The organism is Holdemania sp. Marseille-P2844 (assembly GCF_900120005.1).
Classification (GTDB): Bacteria; Bacillota_I; Bacilli_A; order Erysipelotrichales; family Erysipelotrichaceae; genus Holdemania.
Window position 1 is genome coordinate 538569 of record NZ_LT635452.1, and the last position, 20633, is coordinate 559201.

Genomic DNA, 20633 nt, shown 5'->3' on the forward strand with positions numbered 1-20633 from the left:
AACAGGAAACAGCCCGGCGATCTGGCGATTATGGAGGAAGAAATCTATGGATTATAAACATACTGCCGCCGAGATTCTGAAATATGTCGGCACAGAAAAAAACGTCGCTCAGCTTGAGCACTGCTCGACCCGTCTGCGCTTCACGCTCAACGATCAGAAAAAAGTCGACGAGGACAAACTGAAAGCGGTCCCGGGCGTCATGGGCGTCGTCCGCAGCAATCAGTTCCAGATCATCATCGGCAACGACGTCGTCGAGGTGTACGACGCCTTGTTGAAAATGATTGATTTCAATGATCAGACAACCCCGGCAGCCCCGGCGGAGAAACAGAAGCTCGGCAAAATGGCGCTGGACTTTCTGATCGGTATCTTCCAGCCGTTAGTTCCGGCAATCGCCGGCGCGGGCGTGCTGAAATCGATCCTGATTCTGTTGGTCGCGCTGCATGTCATGGACGACGCGAACGCGCTGTATAAGATTCTTGCCGCGATTTCTGACGCAACGTTCTACTTCTTACCGATGATGGTGGCTGTGACGACCGCCAACAAGCTGAAAAGCAACCGGCTGGTCGCGATCGCAGCGGTCGGCGTGACGCTGCTGCCGGCGGTGACGACGATGATCGCCGAAGGCACGACGCTGTTCGGCATTCAGCTGCAGAGCATCGCCTATAACGCGCAGGTGTTCCCGGCGATTCTGTGCGTCAGCTTCCTGGCGTTCATGGAACGGCTCATGAACAAGATTTCGCCGAAGCCGATCCGGATCTTCTTTGTTCCGATGATCACACTGGCCGTCACCGTGCCGGTCACGTTGCTGTTCTTAGGTCCATTAGGCTACAATGTCGGCCAGATCTTCACCGCGGCGATCCTGTTCTTATATGACAAGCTCGGCTTTGTGGCGTTGACAGTTCTGTCGGCGATCCTGCCGTTAATGGTGGCGACCGGCATGCACAAGACGCTGCTGCCGTACGCTCTGGCGACTTATGGCGAGCTGGGCTATGAAATGTTGTATCTGCCGGCGTCGCTGGCGCACAACATCGGGGAATCCGGCGCCTGCTTCGCGGTCGCGTTAAAAGCCAAAGATGAAACGCTGAAATCAACCGCCTTCTCCGCGGGAATCTCCGCCTTCATGGGCATTACGGAACCAGCGCTCTACGGCGTGACGCTGCAAAATAAAAAAGTCCTTTACAGCGTCATGCTGGGCGGCGGCCTCACCGGCGCGTTCTTAGGCTTACTGTCGGTCAAGGCATTCGCGGTCGTCGGTCCGGGCGCAGCCAGTATGTCGATGTTCATTGACAGCACCAACGGAATGAATATCGTCTGGGCAATCGCGGGCTTCGCGCTGGCGTTGGTTTCCTCGTTTATCTTCACGCTGATTCTGTGGAAAGAAGAAACCCCGGCGGCTTCAACTCCGACCGCTCCGGTGAAACCGCTGGAAGGCAGTCATGACGTTCTGAATGTGCTGTGCCCGATCGTCGGTCAGGTTGTCGCGCTGGATCAGGTCGGCGATGAAATGTTCTCCAAGAAAGCGCTGGGCGACGGCGTCGCGATCATTCCGGAAGTCGGCGAGCTGCGCGCTCCGGCCGACGGCACGATTCAGATGGTCTTTGAAACGAAGCATTCCTTAGGCATGACAACCGCCAATGGCACAGAAATCCTGTTCCATGTCGGCTTAGATACCGTCAATCTGCAAGGCAAGCCGTTTTCGCCGAGAGTCAAGGCCGGCGACAGTGTTAAAACCGGCGATCTGCTTCTGACATTTGATATTCAGGCGATCAAGGACGCCGGGCTGGATCCGATCACTCCGGTGGTCGTCACCAATTCCCAGGATATGAACGTCAGCGTCGTGAAGACGGGCCATGCCGAAAACACCGACGTTATTCTGCAGACGCAGAGAAAGGAAGATTGACATGCGAAAATTTCCTGAAGGCTTTTTATGGGGCGGGGCGACCGCAGCCAATCAGATCGAAGGCGGATGGCAGGAAGGCGGCAAGGGCTGGTCAGTTTCCGACGCGGCCCGCGCGCACTTCGATGCCGACGTCAAGGATTATAACCGTCACAACCAGATCACAACCCGGGACATTGAGGAAGCGCTGGCCCATCCGGAGGACGAGGTTAACTATCCGAAACGGCACGGCAGCGATTTCTACCATCATTATAAAGAAGACATCGCGTTGATGGCCGAGATGGGCTTCAAGGTCTACCGCATGTCGATCGCCTGGAGCCGCATCTATCCTAACGGCGATGACGAACAGCCTAACGAGGCCGGTCTGCAGTTCTACGACGAGGTGTTCGACGAACTCAAGAAATACAACATTGAACCGCTGGTGACGATGTCGCACTATGAACCACCGCTGAATCTGGTGCTCAATTACGACGGCTGGTATTCCCGTGAAGTCATCGGCTTCTTTGAAAAGTATGTCCGGACGATCTGCGAACGCTACAAGCACAAGGTAAAATACTGGCTGACCTTCAATGAGGTTGACAGCATCATCCGCCATCCCTACACAACCGGCGGTCTGATCGAAGACCGTTTCCCGGGGAAGAACTTTGAAGAGGTCTGTTACCAGGCGATGCATCATCAGTTTGTCGCCTCGGCGCTGGCAACCAAGATCTGCCACGAGATCATTCCGGATTCCCAGGTTGGCTGCATGATCACGAAGCTGACCTACTACCCGTATTCCTGCAAGCCGGAGGACGTGCTGGAAACGCAGAAGCGGATGCGCAGCATTTATGCGTACAGCGACACGCAGGTGTTCGGCGAATATCCCTCGACGCTGCTGTCCTATTATAAGAATCACAACATCCATATCGTGAAGCAGCCGGGCGATGATGAAGTGATGAAGCAGTACCCGGTCGACTTCGTTTCGTTCAGCTATTATATGTCCAGCTGCGTGGCGGCGGATGAAACCGGACTGGACGTCACCCCGGGCAACACGATTCTGGCGGTCAAGAATCCGCATCTGGAAACCAGCGAATGGGGCTGGCAGATCGACCCGATCGGACTGCGGATTTCCTTAGTCGATCTGTATGATCGTTACCGCAAGCCGCTGTTCGTCGTAGAGAACGGATTGGGCGCGAAAGACGTGCTGAGTGGGGATGGGAAGGTGCATGATCCCTATCGGATCGACTATCTGCGCAAGCATTTCAAGTGTATGCTGGACGCAATCGAAGAGGACGGCGTCGAGCTGATGGGCTATACGTCATGGGCGTGCATTGATTTGATCAGCGAATCGACCAAGCAGATCTCCAAGCGCTACGGCTACATTTATGTCGATCTTGATGATCAGGGCAACGGCACGTATAATAGAATCAGAAAAGATTCGTTTTACTGGTATCAGAAAGTCATTCAGAACAACAGTCTGGATTTTGAAGAACAATAACGTCCGGCAGGGACGAAGCAGAAAGGCAGGGGAGCGGGGATGCGGATCAAAAAAGTATTGAATTCCAGTGTCGTGCTGGTCGAAGACGATGCGCATCAGGAATCGATCCTGCTGGGGAAAGGCATCGGTTACGGACAGAAGCCAGGCAATGTGATTGCCCAGCGTCAGGAAAACCAGGTGTTTCTGCCTGTCGACAACGCCCGTTCCCGGCAAATTGTCGAGCTGGTCAACAGCCTGCCCGTAGCGATTCTGGAGCTGGCGCAGGATATCGTGATCGACGCTCAGCAGCGCTTAAAAACGCCGCTGGGGGAAAATCTGGTGTTTGTGCTGGCGGATCATCTCAACTTTGCCTTGGAACGGATCCGCACCGGGATGGTGATTACCAACCGCGTCTTCTGGGAAATCAAAAGCTTCTATCCCCAGGAATTTGAGGCCGGGCTGCACGCGGTCGAACAGGTGCGCCAGCGCTTAGGCGTGGAGCTGCCGGAACAGGAAGCGGCGAATATCGCATTTCATCTGGCCAACGCCCAGGCGGGAAGCGATCCGGATTACGACGCTGCGCGCAATGCCAAGCTGATCGGCGAGCTCATCAATCTGGTCCGCTATTCGCTCAACCGTGAGCTCGATTCCCAAAGCATCCATACGGCGCGGTTTATCACGCATATCAAATTCTTTGTCGACCGCTTCTTTACCGACAAGCTGCTTCAAAACGACGACGATCTGTTATTTGAGCAGATCAAGACGCGCTATCCGAAAGAGCTGGGCGTGGCGCTGAAAATCAAGAGTTACCTGTATGATAAATACGGCCGAATCCTGCCGAATGAAGAAGTGACGTTTCTTGTCGTGCACATCGCGCGGATCGCCTGCAGTCAGCAATGAGCATAGGTTAAAATTAAGAATTGAATCGAATAAAAAGAAAACAGAGAATTCCGGCAGGACAGATTCAACCGGGAATCTCTGTTTTTTTCGTTGCCGCAGACGGATTTCCTGCGGTATTTAAACAAACGGATAGCAAAACAGCCGGATAGCAAAACAGCCGGATAGCAAAACAGCCGGATAACAAAACAGCCGGATAACAAAACAGGCGGATAGGGGCATAAAAATCTTCCCTCCATCTTCGCCGGTTTCAGTTTGTTATAAAGTCTCTGTCAGATCATCACAAGGGAACATCAGCTGGAAGATTCCCAAAGTTTCGCTGTTTTTCTACCCGGTCCGGCTATGCTATAATAACGGCATATTGAACGACGAAACGTTTGTCAAGCGAACAGAGAGGGGGAAATCCATGTCAGCCGAAACTTTAGCGGAAGCTTATTTTCCGCTGACCGCCAATCAGGGCGCGGGCTACCGGGAGATTGAAGCGTGTCCGGCGCTGAAGCCGTGGATCCGCTGTTTCTGGGTATATACCGATCAGTGCGATCAGATCGTGATTCCCGATACGTGCATGGATATTATTTTGTGCGTCGATGAAACCGGGAAGAGCGAGATTTTTTTCTGCGGGATCAACGATTTCACATTTACCTCTTTCAACGACAGCGCCCGGCCCGGCGTGCGATTGATCGGCATCCGGTTTTATTTCTGGGCGGTCGCCAGCTTCTGCACCGGTTCGTTAAAGGCCGTGCGGAATACGAAGGATCAGATGGATTTCTATTTTCCCGGCTGGGCGGAAGGGTTGAAGCAGGCGTTTGACGCGGCGGAAAGTCTGGAAGCGCTGTGGCCGAAGTGGGAAGCGTTTCTGCTTGCGCATCAGCATGCGGATCCGATACCGCCGCTCATCATGCGGGCGGCGGAGCTGATTATCCAGCGCAAGGGCGTGCTGGCGATCGCGGATCTGGCGGCGGAACTCGGCCTTGAGAAACGCTGGATGGAACGGAAATTTCTGGACTTTTACGGCGTCAGCGGCAAGCGTCTTTCGCTTTTGATCCGGTATCAGCTGATCTGGCAGGCCTGTCTGCAGGATCATGATTTCAACGTTCAGGACACGGTTGCGGACTATGGCTTTTACGATCAGGCGCATCTGTTGAATTTCTTTAAAAAATATCATAATTCCCAACGGTTGTCGTTTTTTTCCAAGACAGCCAAACGCTGATTCCGGTACAATAGCCCCGGAGGTGTTTCCCATGAAAAAGAGAATGACGCAGGCTCAGTTTCAGCAAATCCGCCGCTGGGTTCTGCGCAATGGCCGGCCGCTGGAATGGGCGCGCTGGCAAGTAATGTTTGAAGGCGGCAGCCGGAATCAGGCTGCGGAAGTGTTAAGCGGTTATCAAAACGCGGACGGTGGTTTCGGCTGGGGGCTGGAGCCGGATTCCATGAATCCCCAATCTTCCCCCTACCAGACCGGTTCCGCGCTGGCGCTGGCCGAAGCGCTGCAGCTGGACACGCACGATCCGCTATATCGAGGGGCGTTTGCGTATTTGAGCCAGGAAAGCACGGCGTATCAGGACGGCTGGCCGTTTACGATCCAATCCAACGATGCTTCTCCGCATGCCCCGTGGATGGGCTATGATCCAAAGCTCAACGACGCGGAGAGCTTTGGTTTGAATCTGGGCCTGGCGCGGCAGATCCTGACACACGATTGCGACGACAAGACGCTGAGAGCGAAGGCGGAAGCGGTTGTTGTAAAAGCCTTGGAGCAGTTGTTTACACAGGAGAATTTCGGTGAGATGGGCGTGGATGCCTTCTGCGGGTGGCTGCCGCAGCTGGACTTCCTGCCGGCGACGGCGTACACGCAGGATCAAATCCGGGAACGGATTCTGACGTTGATTGAAAAGCGGGTGGAACGCGATCCTGCCCAGTGGCAGGAATATAAACCACGTCCATCCTACTTCGTTCGTTCGCGCAACGACGCAGCGTATCCCCGGCTGAAAGACCTGGTGGAAGCAGAGCTGGAATATTTGATCGACACCTGTCCTGAGGGTGATGTGTGGGAAATTCCGTGGAATTGGGCGGGGCTGTATCCCGAGGCTTTCCGCGTGGCGCGCACACAATGGAAAGGCTGGAAGGCGATTGAGAATATCGCGTTTCTGATGGCGTTTGACCGGATTGAACCGGCTTGTTCAGAAAGGAAACCACGGAGATGAATAAAATTACCTGTATCTGCCTGGGCGTTCGCGATATGGCGAAGTCCCTCTGCTTTTACCGCGACGGCTTAGGCTACAAGACCGATTGCCAGGAAGACAATCCGGCTGTTTGTTTCTTTGATACGCCGGGAACCAAATTTGAACTCTATCCGCTGGCGCTGTTGGCGCAGGACGTCAATCCGCACAATCCGCCGGCGATCAGCCCGGGATTTTCCGGCATCACGCTGGCATACAATGTCGAAAAGAAAGCAGACGTCGATCAGGTGATCGCCCTGGCGCGTGAAGCCGGAGCCACGATCCTGAAAGAATCGCAGCCGGTTTTCTGGGGTGGTTATCATGCGTATTTCAGCGATCCTGACGGTTATGTCTGGGAAGTAGCCTGGGGGCCGAATTTCCAATATGACGAGCAGGGCTTGTTGAAATTTTAAGTGAAAGTGAAGGATCAGCGATGAAATTAAAAAATACGATGCTCATCGTCCGGGATCTGAAACGATCGGAGGCCTTTTATAAGGAAGTGCTGGGCCTGCGGACGTTGGTGGATCTTGAGATTCATGCCGTGCTCAGCGGCGGTCTGGCCTTGCAGACAGAAGAAAGCTGGAAGCAGTTCACCGGTCTTGACGTCGCTTATCAAGCCAATGCGATCGAGCTTTATTTTGAAGAAGCGGAGTTCGACGCGTTTGCCGCAAAGCTTGCGGCGCTCACCTCGGTGCGGGTCATCAATCCTGCTGAGGAACAGCGCTGGGGTCAGCGGATCGTGCGGTTTTGGGATCCGGATGGTCATGTCATTGAAGTCGGAGAGACGATGAAAGCCGTTTGCCAGCGGTTTCTGGACCAGGGGTTGACGATCGAAGCGATCGCCCAGAGGATGGATGTGCCGGTCAAAGCGGTGAACGCCTACCTTCGCTGAAGTCTGCCAGATGCAGCGTCAGGAAGCCGGTATTCCCCATTTCCAGCTGAGGAAAGAAGTCATGCGCTTCAGTACACAAACGATATGATTGAACTGTTCCTTTTTAACTTCACTCACTAAATAAAAATTCAATCCCCGCATCGTACGCAAACGATGCGACAAAGTAGAAACGAAGACCGAATATTTGAAAAAAATTCAATCCCCGCATCGTATTTGTTTTCAACCTGACATCCTGATGTCAGGTTTGGCGCGGTACAATGAAATCAAAAGGAAGGTGCTATACCATGGCCTATGATTTTAAAAAAGAAGAAAAAATGTTCTATATGCCGAAAAACAAACCGGAAATTGTTACGGTTCCGCCCATGAATTTTCTCGTAGTGTCTGGTCAGGGCGATCCCAACGAGGAAGGCGGCGCTTATCAACGGGCCGTCAGCGTCTTGTATGCGCTCGCTTATACGCTCAAAATGAGCTATAAAGGGACACGTCAGATCGCCGGGTTTTACGAATATGTCGTGCCGCCGCTGGAAGGCTTCTGGTGGCAGCCGGGCCTCGCCGGCATGGACTATTCGCAGAAGTGCGGTTTTCATTGGCTCAGCGTGATCCGGGTTCCCGATTTCATCAAGCAGGAAGATTTCGACTGGGCCGTGCAGGAGGCGCAGCGGAAGAAACAGATCGACTGTTCATCCGCGGCGTTTCTGACGATCGAGGAGGGACTGTGCGTGCAGATGATGCACATCGGTGCCTATGACGACGAACCGGCCAGCGTCGCGATGATGGACGCGTACATCGAAGCGCAGGGATATGAAAATGAGATTAACGAAGTCCGCCGGCATCATGAAATCTATTTGTCGGATCCGCGGAAATGCGATCCGGCGAAGCAGAAGACGGTAATCCGGCATCCGATCCGCAAAAAAGACGGTCGTTAAACCGTCTGATCAACACGAAATACAAATTTTTGAAATCAAGGAACTGAAGCTGGAAACGCAACTTCCAGCTTTTTTTAGCTGTTTTTCTATAAAATTTGGAAAATGAATGAATCACAAATTTAAATAAGCGAATTTCACCTGAAAAAGAAAGGTCAAGGCGGTTTGCGTCATGGCTGTCTGATCAGTCGATAAAACTGGCGATTTCCTCAAGGGTCTTCTTTTTCAGCTGCGGCAGCGGCGCGTCTTTTTGCGCGTGGCCAACCACGAGAATCATTTCGGCGACTTCATTTTCCGGACGGCCGCAAAGCTCTGTGAGAAAATGAATCGGCGCCGGCGTGTACGTCAGCATCGCATAGCCGGCCTGGTGCAGCGCCTGGATCAGGAACCCCGTCGCGATCCCGACGGACTCGTTCACGTAATAATTGGGAACCCAGTGTCCTGCGCTGTCCTCATGTTTCATCTGCTTAAAGATCACGATCAAACACGGCGCTTCGCTCAGGAAAGGCTTTTCAACCTGCAGGTTCAGTTTTTCCAGATCCTGCCGCCAGACCTCGCTGATCCGGTTCTCATAAAATTCCCGTTCCACCTGTTCACACGCTTCGCGCAGCGCACGTTTTTTTGCTTTGTTGGTGATGACGCAGAAATGCCATGGCTGCATGTCCGCGCCGCTGGGAGCGGTCGCTGCGATTTTCAAGGCTGTCCGAATATCATTCATCTTTACCGGCGTGCTGTCAAAGTGCCGGATCGTACGGCGTTTCTGCGCCTGCGTTAATGCATTGTCCAAAATTGTCATCAGTTTTCTCCCTGGTAAGATTACGTTTTCTATTATAGGCGAAAGTCAGAGAAAATGCACGCGGGGAAAGCGGCATCCGTTTCCAGCCTGCGGGAGGCGATGTTCAGCTAACCTTCACTTGCAATCACAAACAACCATGTTATAATAGAAAAGCTGAATTAGGATGTGAAACGATGAGCAAAAAAGAAATCAAACTGATAGTCGCTATTTTATTTGTAGCGCTGGGCATTTATGTCGGCGTTCAGATCTATAACCGGCTGAACGTCAAAACCTATGGGATCGTCACGTATAAAAATCAGGTGATCCATACGTTCAACGTCAACAAAGACGAAGACTACTATTTTAACGGATCCTATGGCAAGATGAAGCTGGAAGTCAAGGACGGCAAATGGCGGATTACGGAAGAAGAATGTCCGAATCACATCTGTTCCTCGATCGGCTGGGTCAGCGTTAAGGACTATTTCCCAATCGTCTGTATCCCGAATGAAGTGATTGTCACTCTGAAGGATAACTGACATGAAGCTGAGTAAGACAAAGCATTTCGTTTATGTCACAATGCTGGCGGCGATGGCGATCGCGATCAATCTGCTGGAAACGATGCTGACGGTATCGCTGCCGTTTGGCATGCGTCTGGGGCTGGCCAACATCATCGCCCTGATCACGATTGAAATTCTGGGCGTTAAGGAAATGATCATCGTCAATACGATGCGCGTCGTGATCGGCAATCTGCTGCGGGGAACGATCTTCGGCTCGACGTTCTGGATCTCTGCCGGCGGCGTTATCCTCAGCTCGATCGTGCTGATCGTGATTAAAAAAGGGTTGAAGATGTCGATGATTTCGACCTCGATGCTGTGCGCGATCGGCCACAGCGTTGGGCAGGTTGTGATCGTCATGGTGCTGTATAAAACCGCGGCGATGATGACGATCGTGCCGCTGCTTCTGGTGACCTCGATTCCGACTGGAATCTTTACCGGGATCGTCGCGACCCAGGCGTTAAAACGGATTGATAAAAATTTAGTCGTGCGTTAGACAAATTTGGAAACAGAGTCCTGCGGATTCTGTTTTTTTTCTGTGATTTCCTGTAAAATAGAAATCAGAAGGGGGTACTTGAATGAAAATCACATGGATCGAACACAGCAGTTTCCTGCTGGAGCTGCCTGAGCGCGTGCTCGTGCTGGATTATTTCGGGAAAAGTCGGCTGCCGCTGCCGGCGAACAAACCGGTTACGTTTCTGGCCAGCCATCATCACGCCGATCATTACGATAAAGCGATTCTGGAACACGGCACGGATCAGATCTGGTATGTGCTGAGCCGGGATATTTTCGGCCCGCAGGACGAACATCACATCAAGGTGAAGCCGCATCAGCGCTATGAGCTGAACGGGATGATCATTGAAACGCTCAAATCCAACGACGAGGGCGTGGCGTTTATGATCGAAGTCGACGGCTGGCGGATTCTGCACGCGGGCGATTTAAACGACTGGCATTGGGAGGAAGAAAACGATCAGGACCGACGGGAAAACGAAGTGCTGAAACGACGCTTTGACCGCGAACTGGAACGGGTTGCCGGAAGAACCTTCGACTTGGCGATGATCCCGACCGATCCGCGGTTAAAGGACGGCTATAACCGTGGTCTGTTGGGGTGGGCGAAAGTCTGTCAGTTAGGCTGGATCGCTCCGATGCACACCTTTGGAGAAAACGACGTGATCGACCGCCTGCTTCAGGATCCGGCCTGTGCCGAATTGAGAAGCCGGATTCTTGATCTGCGGAAGGGACCGCAGGTACTGGAGGATCCGCAGCGATGAGAAAAGGTCTTGGAATACTGATTGCGCTGGGATTGTGCTTTTCGTTTCTGCCCATTCACGCGGAAGAATCCGCCGCGATCACATCCCGGCTCGTGGAAGCAGTCGTCCATGCGGATAAGACGATCACCGTGTCGGAAACAATCAGACTGCGGCTGCCGGAGCACGAGACTTATGATCTCTTTCTGGAACTGCCGGACGATGCCGTAGCTCGGGCTGAGGATGTCAGCTTGCTCAGCAGGCAGGCCGTGCTGGATCCGCAATGGAATCAGGTCAAAGTCAATCGGGATCAAGACGTTCAGCTGCAGCTGAATTATACGCTGCGTTGTTTTCAGGATGACGAAGCAGACCGCGATACCTTTTCACTGGATTTAGGCCGTTCGCCGCTGGATTTGCCCGTCGAGCAGATGCATGCCGAAATCCAATTTGATTCCGGGCTTATCCGCGACAACTGGCTTCTCGACTGCGGCCAAAGCGGCGGTCAGTGCCGCTATGGAACAGGCAAGTGGCAGGATCGGACGTTTGTTTTTGATTCCACGGAAGTCCTGGATTATCCGACGTTGGATCTGATCGTTCATTTCGACGAAGGAACCTTCGCCAAAGCGCAGTCCTACCGCTGGCCTTCACGATATTCGCGCTGGCATGTGGAGGTCGAAGTGCTGCCGCAGATGGATCTGCAGGTGCATCAGGAGCTGGAATGGACGAGCCAGAGTTCCGAACTGGATCCGATGCTTGATTTGTTTTTAGGCTGGCCGAGCTATCCCGACGCCCTGTTGAAAGACGTCGTGATCAGCGATCCCTCGCTAAAAGCCTCGGAATACGGCTTCATCCGGCTGCCAAAGGATAAGCCGGTGGCCTTGACACTGGATTACCGGATTGAATTGGCCTCGTCAGAGGACCAATGGCACCTGAATTTCGACGACGCGATGAACGACGCGCAGATCGACGAGCTGGATGTCGTGATTCAGCTGCCGCAAGAGCTCAAATTCAGAACCGATTTCTATAATTCCCGGACATATGAGGATCTGGAAAAGGTGACGCTGGACGTCAGAGAGGATGGCCGCCTGCTGCATCTCTATTCGACGGAAGGTTTGAGCGGGGATGATCGGGTGAGCGTTGAAATTGACATTCCGCGCCATGTACGGCGAATGCTGGGCAGCGATCTGATCGGGTTCTGGTCGATGTTTGGCGTCGGGATGGTGCTGGCGTCGGGGTTGTTCCGCTTTTTGAGCCGCAGTACAAAGCGGAGGACCCTCGGCGAGCTGCCTAACGGCGTTAACCCGCTGCAGGCTGCGTTGTTAACGGATAAACCGATCGGCGCAGAAACGCTGGCGGCCGTGGTGATCAACTGGGCGGCCCGGGATTATATCCAGGTGGAAATGCAGGGTCATCGTATTCAGCTGACGCGCAAACGCTCGCTGATCCATCAGCCGGACTGGGAAAAGCAATTCATGCGTTCGCTGTTGAATCTGGGAGATGGAAATACGGTGACGTTGGATAAGAACGGTTTGCGCTCATCCGCCTGTATTCAGGAAGCCTGCAGGCAGGCCCGGCAGGAAAAGGCGCAATGGCGGCATAAAGGGCTGGCGGGTCTGCGCTGGCTGTTGATTGGACTGAGCGTCCTGCCGCCGGTAATGATCACGCATATCCTGTTTCCATGGGCAGCATCTGACAGCGTCGTATATCTGTTCAGTCTGGGATTGATTGCGGTAACGATCGCGATAGGCTGCTTGAGTGCGGCGTTGGGGCAGGGATTGAAAAAGACACGCTGGGCGTTGGCAGGATTGGGCTTCGGCTGGCTGATTCTTTTAATCCGCGTCCTGGCTTATTTTGATCCGCAGGATCTTCCGGCGGTAATCAGCTTCAGCAGCCTGCTGCTCGGGCAGCTGATCTTGTGGCCGATGAAGCCGCTGAATCCGGAAGGAGCGCGGCTGCTCCAGCAGGTCAGGCAATGGCGCAGTGATCTGAAGCAGATGCCGGATTCAAAACTGGACGACTGGCTGGACCGTGATCCGGACTACGCGTTGAAATGTTATGGCTATGCGCGGACGCTGGGGGTTGGCGGACTATGGAAAAAACGTTTCGGCAATCGAATTCTGCCTTCTTTATCCACGGTGACCGATATGACAGGACAGCCGCAGCGGATCGAAGTGCTCGACAGGCTGTTTGAACAGCTGACAAGCAGTTTCACTGAATAAATTAAAAACGGACCGACAAAACTTGATTCGGATGTTCTCCGCACAAGCTGATGCCGGTCTGTTTCTGTTCAGACCTTTTTTACTGGGATTTTGTTTATGGAAACGCAACTGATACTGTCGATTCAGTCATTGTCAGACTGTATTTCCCGAGAAATAACGTTTAGGGCTGGACCCGCCTGTTCACCTTGGAAAAAGGCTTCAAACGTTTCCGGTTTCAATAAGTTCGGCTGGATCAGCCGGGTGCTGATTCAGCCGTCAAACTGCGTTGTTCCCGCGCCCAGTACAATTTTCATTGCCGGATTCCTTAATGCTCGCTGCAATTTGCGGCGTCGATTGCCAGAACAAGCATGACGATCATCAGCTCATCCCGCGGATCGTCGAAATCAATGACGTAGGTGTCGGTCAGCGAGATGACCTCCTTACTGATTGTTCCGCACAGCTCGCCGTCGCGGAAGATCTGATAATCCCAGCCGAACAAGTCGCCTTCCACGCTCCAGCCTTCGCAGTCGATGCGGTAGCTTGGATGCAGAAACGAGAATTCCTTGCGGATGACCGCGACTTGATCGCCGTCCAGCTCGACTTCAAAGGTCGGCAGGAAGTGAAATAGTTTTTCACGGACTAAACCGATTTCCTGTTCTTCAACGTCAAACACCCGCAGGACATGCGACAACGCTAATAAATCTGCGCGCACACTGTAAACGGCATAGCCTTCTTCATCAGTAATATCAAAGCTGTCGGTCCAGGAAAAGAACCGCTGGCGAATAAATAAACGCATGAACTGATCCTCCTTCAATTCGTAAGCCTATAATACAAAAGGCTGAAATAAAACGCCAGAGATGAAAAGAAATTGTAAGAAAAAGGAAAGAAGTAAGTAGAGCGCGCAGCGTTGATCATGAATTCATGATTGCGTTTTAGATAAGGAATAAGATACAATGAAACAAAGGGGTGATCATGTTGTTTGGAATTTATCAGGATATTAAAAATTTGGTCTTGAAAAATCCTGAAAGTATTTTAAGTTTGATGGCATTAATTTTGGGTTTATTTCTGCCGGGGCTGCTTCAACTGTGTATCAATGAAAGGGAGCTGTTTCTGCTTTTGGATCCGATCCGCGTTCTGTTGTACGCGCTGACGTTTTCCGTCCCGATGTTCGTTATTTGTTTTGTTGAAGAAATATATTTCAGTGCTAAATACTCCGAGGAAGCAGTTATCCATGAATGCTGCTGGATTGCCGGTTTTGAGTCTTTGCTCAGCTTGAGTTGTCTTGTTTTAATGCATCATTATTTTTTTCAGCTTGATCTGTTGACGAAATATGGTATTTGTATGTTGATCGGCGCTTGTGTTATCGCATATTTTGGTAAAAAAGAAGGCAAGGAAAAAACAACTTACATTCAAAAGGAAACAAACGATAGCCGCCAGAAGGACAGCGAATCAACGCATCAGGACTGATCGCCAAAACGCCGCATTCAGAATGAAAAGAATACGATTCCACAAAGCCGCGGGAAAGCGGATTTTACCCTTGTGCAAAGCGTGAAATCGTGCTAAACTAGGGATAAATTCAAGGACCAAGAGGAACCTGGAACGGGATAAGTCAGAGAGGGAAGACAGTGGCTGAAAGCTTCCTTTATCACCCCCCGGCGACTGACACTTGCAAGAAGCGGCAGGGAACCAGCAGTAGCTGCCGACGAATTTCCGGCGTTATCGGAAAGAGGGCATGGAGCAATCCGTGAACTAAGGTGGTACCACGCAGTCAAAGCGTCCTTAGACAGGGCGCTTTTTTTGTGGATCGGCATCCCAAGGCAAGGAACTTGAAAATAGAAAAAGGAGGAATTGATGATGGAGAATTACCAGACTCCGCGCGGCACGCAGGATTTACTTCCGGAAGCGACGCGCAAGTGGCAGAAGGTTGAAGATTTGATCCGCAACCTCTGCGACGTTTACGGGTATGAGGAAATCCGCACGCCGGTCTTCGAGGACACGCGGGTTTTCAAACGGGAAAACGACAGCTCCGACATGGTCAATAAGGAAATGTATACGTTCTCTGTGCATGGCGAGGATTCGCTGACGCTCAGACCGGAAGGCACGGCCGGGGTTGTCCGCAGCTTCGTGCAGCACAAGATGTACGGGCGGCTGGAAATGCCGGCCAAGCTCTACTACATGGGCGAAATGTTCCGTTATGAACGGCCGCAGAAGGGCCGTTACCGCCAGTTCAACCAGTTCGGCATCGAAAACATCGGCATGAAAAGCCCGCTGATCGACGCCGAGGTGATCGCGTTGGGTTACAGCATCGTCAAAGCGCTGGGCTTAAGTCAGGTCAAGGTGTTGATCAACACGCTGGGCGACGATGAAAGCCGGGCAGCCTACCGGGGCGCGCTGCGCGAGCACTTCAAGGACAGCGTCGGTGAGCTGTGCGCAGACTGCCAGCGCCGCTATGAACAAAATCCGCTGCGGCTTCTGGACTGCAAGGTCGATAACGAACATCCAAGTATGCAGAACGTGCCGTCGCTGCAGCAGTATCTGACGCCGGAGTCGAAGGCATACTTCGATCAGGTGCTCGCCGCGCTGGACGCGTTGGAAATCCCTTATGAAATTGACGACAAGCTGGTGCGCGGCCTGGACTACTACACCCACACGGTGTTTGAGGTCGTTTCCACGCATCCGGAATCCGGCTCGCAGGCAACCGTCTTCGCGGGCGGCCGCTACGATGGACTGGTCGAGTATTTCGGCGGTCCGGAAATGTCGGGCGTCGGCTTTGCGATGGGTCTGGAACGCTTAATGATCCTGGCGGAGGCGGAACAGGTTGAGCTGGGCGAAGAAGCCAGTCTGGACGTCTACGTCATGGCGCTGGGCAACGTCGGAACGCTGCCGCTGGCGCTGGCAACCGAATGTCGCGCCGCGGGCTATCACACGGAATTCAACATCCAGCCCCGGTCGCTGAAAGCTCAATTCAAATCGGTGGACCGGCGCAAGGCCCGGGTTGCGGTCATCGCCGGTGAAAGCGAAGCCGCCAACCATCAGGTCAATGTTAAATTTATTGAACAACAGCGTCAGATTACGATTGATCAGGATGAGCTGATCGCGACGCTGGACGCTTATTTTCAGGCAGAAGGAGAAGAAGAAGCATGAAACGGACTCACAATAACGGCGAACTGCGCTTAGCCAACGCCGGAGAACACGTTACGGTCGTCGGCTGGGTTGCCCGCCGGCGTAATCTGGGCGCGCTGGTCTTTATCGACCTGCGCGACCGCAGCGGTATCGTTCAGATTACCGTGGATGAAAAACTGGCCGAGCAGGTTAAGGACGTCCGCAACGAATATATCCTGCAGGTCGAGGGCAAGGTTGTCGAACGCCAGGATAAAAATCCGAAGATGGCGACCGGAGAGATTGAAATCTATGCCGAAAACGTGAATATCGTCAACACGGCGGAAACCACCCCGATGATCATTGCCGAGGAAACCGACGCGCTGGAAGACACGCGCCTGAAATACCGTTATCTCGATCTGCGCCGTGCGCCGATCCAGAACAATCTGATCCTGCGTCACAAGGTCACGATGCTGACGCGTAATTATTTGTCCGATCAGGGTTTTATTGAAGTTGAAACGCCGATCCTGTGCAAATCGACGCCGGAAGGCGCCCGCGATTATCTCGTGCCGTCGCGGATTTTTAAGGGCAAGTTTTTCGCCCTGCCCCAATCGCCGCAGATTTACAAGCAGCTGCTGATGGTCGGAGGAATTGAAAAGTATTTCCAGATCGCCCGCTGCTTCCGCGACGAGGATCTGCGCGCCGACCGCCAGCCGGAATTCACGCAGATCGACATCGAGATGAGTTTTGTCGACGAGGAACAGGTCTGGACGGTTGTCGAAGGTTTGATGAAGGAAATCTTCCGCAATCTGAAAAACGTCGAACTGGACGCATTCCCGCGCTTAACGTATAACGAATGCATGGCGCGGTATGGCTCGGATAAACCGGACACCCGCTTTGACATGGAAATTCAGAACTTAAACGTGGTATTTAAGGATACGGAGTTCACGGTCTTTAAAAATGTCCTGGAACAGCCGAAGGGGATGGTCGGTGCAATCGTCGCTGCTCAGGCCGCGGATCAGTTCTCCCGCAAGGATATCGACAAGCTTCAGGAATTTGTCAAAATTTACGGGGCAAAGGCGCTGGCCTGGCTGAAAATGAGCCAAGGTGAATTGAGCGGATCCGTCGCCAAGGTGCTCAAGCCGGAAGAAAAGAACGCTTTGATCGAAACGCTGGGCTTAAAGGACAACGATCTGATCTTTATGATCGCGGATAAAGCGAAGGTGGCTCAGACGGCGCTGGGTGCGCTGCGTGTGAAACTGGGACGGCAGCTGAATCTGATCGACGAGAGCCGTTACAATTTCCTGTGGGTCACCAACTTCCCGATGTTTGAATACAGCGAGGAAGAACAGCGCTATGTCGCCGCGCATCATCCGTTTACCAGCCCGAATCTGGAAGATGTCGACAAGCTGATGAGCGATCCGGAAAACTGTTATTCCCGGGCGTATGACCTGGTGCTCAACGGCTACGAGCTGCTGAGCGGCTCGATCCGGATTCATGATCAACATGTCCAGGAGAAGGTCTTCGAGGCGATCGGCATGTCGATGGAGGAAGCCCGCGAAAAATTCGGTTTCTTCATTGACGCCTTCCGTTACGGCACGCCGCCGCACGGCGGCGTAGGCATCGGTCTGGAACGTCTGGTTATGATTCTGGCCGGTACCGACAACATCCGCGACGTCGTGGCGTTCCCGAAAACAGCCAGCGCGTCGGATCTGATGAGCGAGGCGCCGAACACCGTGGATGAAAAACAGCTGAAAGAACTGCACATCGCGCTCGAAAAATAAAACTTTCTATAAGTTTCCAAATGTCAAGCATTCATAATTAAAAAAATGCGTGCTATAATACTAATGCCTAAAGGGAACACATATATTTCCAACACTTGATATATGGGAATCCGGACGTTTCAGTTTGGTGTCGAAAACTCTGATTTATCAGGGGATCCTAAAAATCTGAACAGGGTACCCACCTGGCTTATAACCGGGAATCATATCAACCCTTTAGGTCACAAAGAAAGCCTTCCGACGAAGGCTTTTTTTGCGTGCTGATTGGGAGTCCGGCCAGAGCAGGAGTGGCTGATAAGAAGGATTCAGAGGGCGGACATCCGCTTGGAAGCCGGGTGATTTCAAGAGCTGCCTGTCCTTTCCAAGCCTAGAGAATTCTGCCTGCGCCGATCGGAGTTCTCCTCCTTTACATTTCAGGTAAAGGATGATATTCTACTTGTGGAATATGAACGGAGGAGGGTTACCGGATGGCGCTGAAACAAGGCTTGCTTGGATTATTGAATTATGGCGAGATGACCGGCTATGAGCTGGCGAAAGCGTTCAACGATTCCCTGTCGTTTTTCTGGCAGGCGCAAACCAGTCAGATCTACCGTGAGCTGAACCAGCTGGAAGCGGAAGGATTGCTTCATTCCCGGATTGAAGTCCAGACGGGCAAACCGGACAAACGGGTGTATGCGATCACGGCTCAGGGCAAAGCTGAACTGGACCGCTGGTTAGCGAGCGATCTGAGTACGGAAATGATGCCGACACGCAGCGAGGTACTGCTGCGGATCTTCTTTTCCGGCCGCCGTTCGCCCCACGAAAACCGGGAAATGCTTGAGCGGTTAGCGCAGGTCTACGAAGTTCGCCAGAGAGAGATGGAATCTGTCGCCGGTTTGATCGAACAGTATCAGGTGCTGACCCAGTCGCCTTCGGACGCGGTGGTTTGGGAAATGACCGCTGATTTCGGCCGGGCCTATACGCAGATGTGCCAAGACTGGATTGACCGCTGCATCGCGCGGCTGAAGGAGATTGAAAATGAAAATTCTGACGCTTAACGGCAGTCCCCGCGGCGCTGCCAGCAATACGTTTCAGCTGACACAGGCGTTTCTTGAGGGGCTGCGGCAGGAGCTGGAAAGTCCGCTGATCGTTAAAACAAGGATGATCAATGAGCTGAACTTAAGCCCGTGCCGGGGATGCTTCCGCTGCTGGACTGCGACGCCGGGCACATGTGTTATCCCGGATGCGATGGCGGAGGTGCTGGAAGAAATGCGGTCAGCCGATCTGATCCTGTGGAGTTTCCCATTATACTATTTCGGCATGCCGGGACCGGTGAAAACGCTGCTTGACCGCTGTCTGCCGCTGAATCTGCCCTGGATGGAAAGGGATGCGGACGGACGCCCGGTTCATCCCCGGCGTGATCAGAATGCCCCGATGAAATCAATCCTGATCTCTACCTGCGGCTTTACGACGATTGAGAACAATTACGAAGCGCTGATCCGGCAGTTTGATCTGGCCTTCGGTACCAGTCTTAAAATACTATGTCCCCAAGGCGAGCTGTTCGCTCATCCCGAGCTGCGCCGGCAGACCTCGGCGTATCTGATTCAGGTTACGCAGGCCGGGCGGGAATACGCCCGGACCAAAACGCTGTCCGACAGCACGCTGCGGCGCTTAAGCGAGCCGCTGCTGCCGGAAGAAACGTTTATCAGTCTGGCGAATGCCAGCTGGAATATCCAGAATCCAAAGGAACAGAACGATCCGCAGAAGACAAAAGTCCGCCAGGCTGAGCAGTTTACCCGCCAGATGGCGGCGCTGTATAATCCGGCGGCGTTTGATGGAAAAGAACGGGTATTTGAGATTTTCTATACGGACGTGCAGACCGGCTATCAGCTGACGCTGGGCAAGACCTGCGAACTCTGTCCATTGGGAACGAAGCCCTATACGACGCGCGTGGAAACGCCGTTAGAGGTCTGGCAGGCGATTGCTCGCGGCGAACTGCGGGGCGAGCAGGCGATGATGGAAGGCCGTTACAAAACGCGGGGCGAGCTGGCTCTGTTGATGGACTGGGACCGCTATTTTAGCGGCCCGGGGAATTCCATTCCCTCAGATTTGGAAAAAGGGAAGAAAAGGACCAACATGCTTCTGTTGATCCTGCCTTGGTGCTGCTTGTGGATGTTTCTGCCATTTTCCGCTTCGCTGGGCGCCAGCGCCGCGATTATGACGGCGGCGGGACTGGCGCTGGCTGGCAAAAAATGGACGCTGACGATCTATGACGGATTTACCGGCCTGTTGGTCGCGGCCTTCGCTCTGGCGGCGCTGCAGGGCGCTGATCTGCGCTGGCTTATCCCGCTTTCTTATCTGGCGTTCGGTTTGTTATGGCTGCTCTCCTGCCTGACGCCGATACCGTTAAGCGCGCATTATTCCAAGGAAAAATATCATGGCGATGCGGCGTATCAGAATCCTGTATTCATGCGGACCAATCTGATCCTGACGCTGGCCTGGGGCTTGCTTTACGCGGCGAGCGCGGGAGGAACATATGTGATCATGCGCAGTGCGGTTCCAGAACTGGCGGCGCTGATCAACACGCTCTGCCCGCTACTTCTGGGCTTGTTTACGCTCTGGTTTGAGAAAGCCTATCCAGCTAAAATTGCCCGCGGTTAGAATGCGGGTTTTTGATTGGGCGCTTTTGCGCATCGCAAAAGTATCTGAAATTGCGCTG

19 protein-coding genes are annotated in these 20633 nt (G+C 53.1%); 17 read left to right on the forward strand and 2 right to left on the reverse strand.

Annotated features, from left to right (window positions below):
• The first annotated feature begins 46 nt into the window (after window positions 1-46).
• The 8 genes from BQ7364_RS12480 to BQ7364_RS12520 all read left to right on the forward strand — a co-directional run bounded on the left by BQ7364_RS12480 (window position 47) and on the right by BQ7364_RS12520 (window position 8284).
• Entirely contained in the window at window positions 47-1900 is a 1854-nt protein-coding gene (locus BQ7364_RS12480; protein WP_072685017.1) for a beta-glucoside-specific PTS transporter subunit IIABC, read from the forward strand.
• 1 nt (window position 1901) lies between these two features.
• Complete coding sequence (locus BQ7364_RS12485) at window positions 1902-3374, forward strand: glycoside hydrolase family 1 protein (RefSeq protein ID WP_072685018.1); 1473 nt, start codon at window positions 1902-1904, stop codon at window positions 3372-3374.
• A gap of 39 nt (window positions 3375-3413) precedes the next feature.
• Entirely contained in the window at window positions 3414-4253 is an 840-nt protein-coding gene (locus BQ7364_RS12490; RefSeq protein WP_072685019.1) for a PRD domain-containing protein, read from the forward strand.
• Between the two features lie 403 nt (window positions 4254-4656).
• The gene (locus tag BQ7364_RS12500) at window positions 4657-5460 is read left to right on the forward strand and encodes a helix-turn-helix domain-containing protein (protein WP_072685021.1); all 804 of its coding nucleotides are present in this window, start codon (window positions 4657-4659) and stop codon (window positions 5458-5460) included.
• 31 nt (window positions 5461-5491) lie between these two features.
• A complete protein-coding gene (locus tag BQ7364_RS12505) occupies window positions 5492-6451 on the forward strand; it encodes a hypothetical protein (protein WP_072685022.1) in 960 nt (319 codons plus the stop codon).
• On the forward strand, window positions 6448-6879 hold the full coding sequence (locus BQ7364_RS12510; protein ID WP_072685023.1) for a VOC family protein: 432 nt from the start codon (window positions 6448-6450) through the stop codon (window positions 6877-6879). The genes BQ7364_RS12505 and BQ7364_RS12510 overlap by 4 nt, the downstream gene beginning before the upstream one ends.
• Before the next feature lie 20 nt (window positions 6880-6899).
• A complete protein-coding gene (locus BQ7364_RS12515) occupies window positions 6900-7358 on the forward strand; it encodes a VOC family protein (RefSeq protein ID WP_072685024.1) in 459 nt (152 codons plus the stop codon).
• Between the two features lie 284 nt (window positions 7359-7642).
• The gene (locus BQ7364_RS12520; RefSeq protein WP_072685025.1) at window positions 7643-8284 is read left to right on the forward strand and encodes a GyrI-like domain-containing protein; all 642 of its coding nucleotides are present in this window, start codon (window positions 7643-7645) and stop codon (window positions 8282-8284) included.
• 181 nt (window positions 8285-8465) lie between these two features.
• Here BQ7364_RS12520 and BQ7364_RS12525 read toward each other — a convergent pair whose 3' ends face one another.
• Window positions 8466-9077 carry a nitroreductase family protein gene (locus BQ7364_RS12525; RefSeq protein ID WP_072685026.1) on the reverse strand — a complete coding sequence of 204 codons (612 nt, stop codon included), beginning with the start codon at window positions 9075-9077 and terminating at the stop codon, window positions 8466-8468.
• 173 nt (window positions 9078-9250) lie between these two features.
• Between BQ7364_RS12525 and BQ7364_RS12530 the strand changes: the two genes are divergently transcribed.
• From BQ7364_RS12530 to BQ7364_RS12545, 4 genes are all read left to right on the forward strand, one after another.
• The gene (locus BQ7364_RS12530; RefSeq protein ID WP_072685027.1) at window positions 9251-9592 is read left to right on the forward strand and encodes a NusG domain II-containing protein; all 342 of its coding nucleotides are present in this window, start codon (window positions 9251-9253) and stop codon (window positions 9590-9592) included.
• 1 nt (window position 9593) lies between these two features.
• Window positions 9594-10106, forward strand: coding sequence for a Gx transporter family protein (locus BQ7364_RS12535; RefSeq protein ID WP_072685028.1), 513 nt, complete (start codon window positions 9594-9596; stop codon window positions 10104-10106).
• 82 nt (window positions 10107-10188) lie between these two features.
• Entirely contained in the window at window positions 10189-10881 is a 693-nt protein-coding gene (locus BQ7364_RS12540; RefSeq protein WP_072685029.1) for an MBL fold metallo-hydrolase, read from the forward strand.
• Window positions 10878-13076, forward strand: coding sequence for a DUF2207 domain-containing protein (locus BQ7364_RS12545; RefSeq protein WP_072685030.1), 2199 nt, complete (start codon window positions 10878-10880; stop codon window positions 13074-13076). Before BQ7364_RS12540 ends, BQ7364_RS12545 begins: the two co-directional genes overlap by 4 nt.
• Window positions 13077-13380: 304 nt before the next feature.
• On the opposite strand, the gene BQ7364_RS12550 is transcribed toward BQ7364_RS12545, so the two are convergent.
• A complete protein-coding gene (locus BQ7364_RS12550; RefSeq protein WP_072685031.1) occupies window positions 13381-13851 on the reverse strand; it encodes an LURP-one-related/scramblase family protein in 471 nt (156 codons plus the stop codon).
• Between the two features lie 245 nt (window positions 13852-14096).
• Between BQ7364_RS12550 and BQ7364_RS12555 the strand changes: the two genes are divergently transcribed.
• The 5 genes from BQ7364_RS12555 (at window position 14097) to BQ7364_RS12575 (ending at window position 20575) form a co-directional block, all read left to right on the forward strand.
• The gene (locus tag BQ7364_RS12555) at window positions 14097-14522 is read left to right on the forward strand and encodes a hypothetical protein (protein ID WP_139248636.1); all 426 of its coding nucleotides are present in this window, start codon (window positions 14097-14099) and stop codon (window positions 14520-14522) included.
• Between the two features lie 384 nt (window positions 14523-14906).
• Complete coding sequence (gene hisS / locus BQ7364_RS12560; protein ID WP_072685033.1) at window positions 14907-16199, forward strand: histidine--tRNA ligase; 1293 nt, start codon at window positions 14907-14909, stop codon at window positions 16197-16199.
• Window positions 16196-17938 (forward strand): aspartate--tRNA ligase, encoded by a 1743-nt coding sequence (gene aspS / locus BQ7364_RS12565; RefSeq protein WP_072685034.1) that lies wholly within the window; start codon window positions 16196-16198, stop codon window positions 17936-17938. The genes hisS and aspS overlap by 4 nt, the downstream gene beginning before the upstream one ends.
• 464 nt (window positions 17939-18402) lie before the next feature.
• Window positions 18403-18972, forward strand: coding sequence for a PadR family transcriptional regulator (locus BQ7364_RS12570; RefSeq protein ID WP_072685035.1), 570 nt, complete (start codon window positions 18403-18405; stop codon window positions 18970-18972).
• On the forward strand, window positions 18953-20575 hold the full coding sequence (locus tag BQ7364_RS12575) for a flavodoxin family protein (protein WP_072685036.1): 1623 nt from the start codon (window positions 18953-18955) through the stop codon (window positions 20573-20575). Before BQ7364_RS12570 ends, BQ7364_RS12575 begins: the two co-directional genes overlap by 20 nt.
• Window positions 20576-20633: the final 58 nt, after the last annotated feature.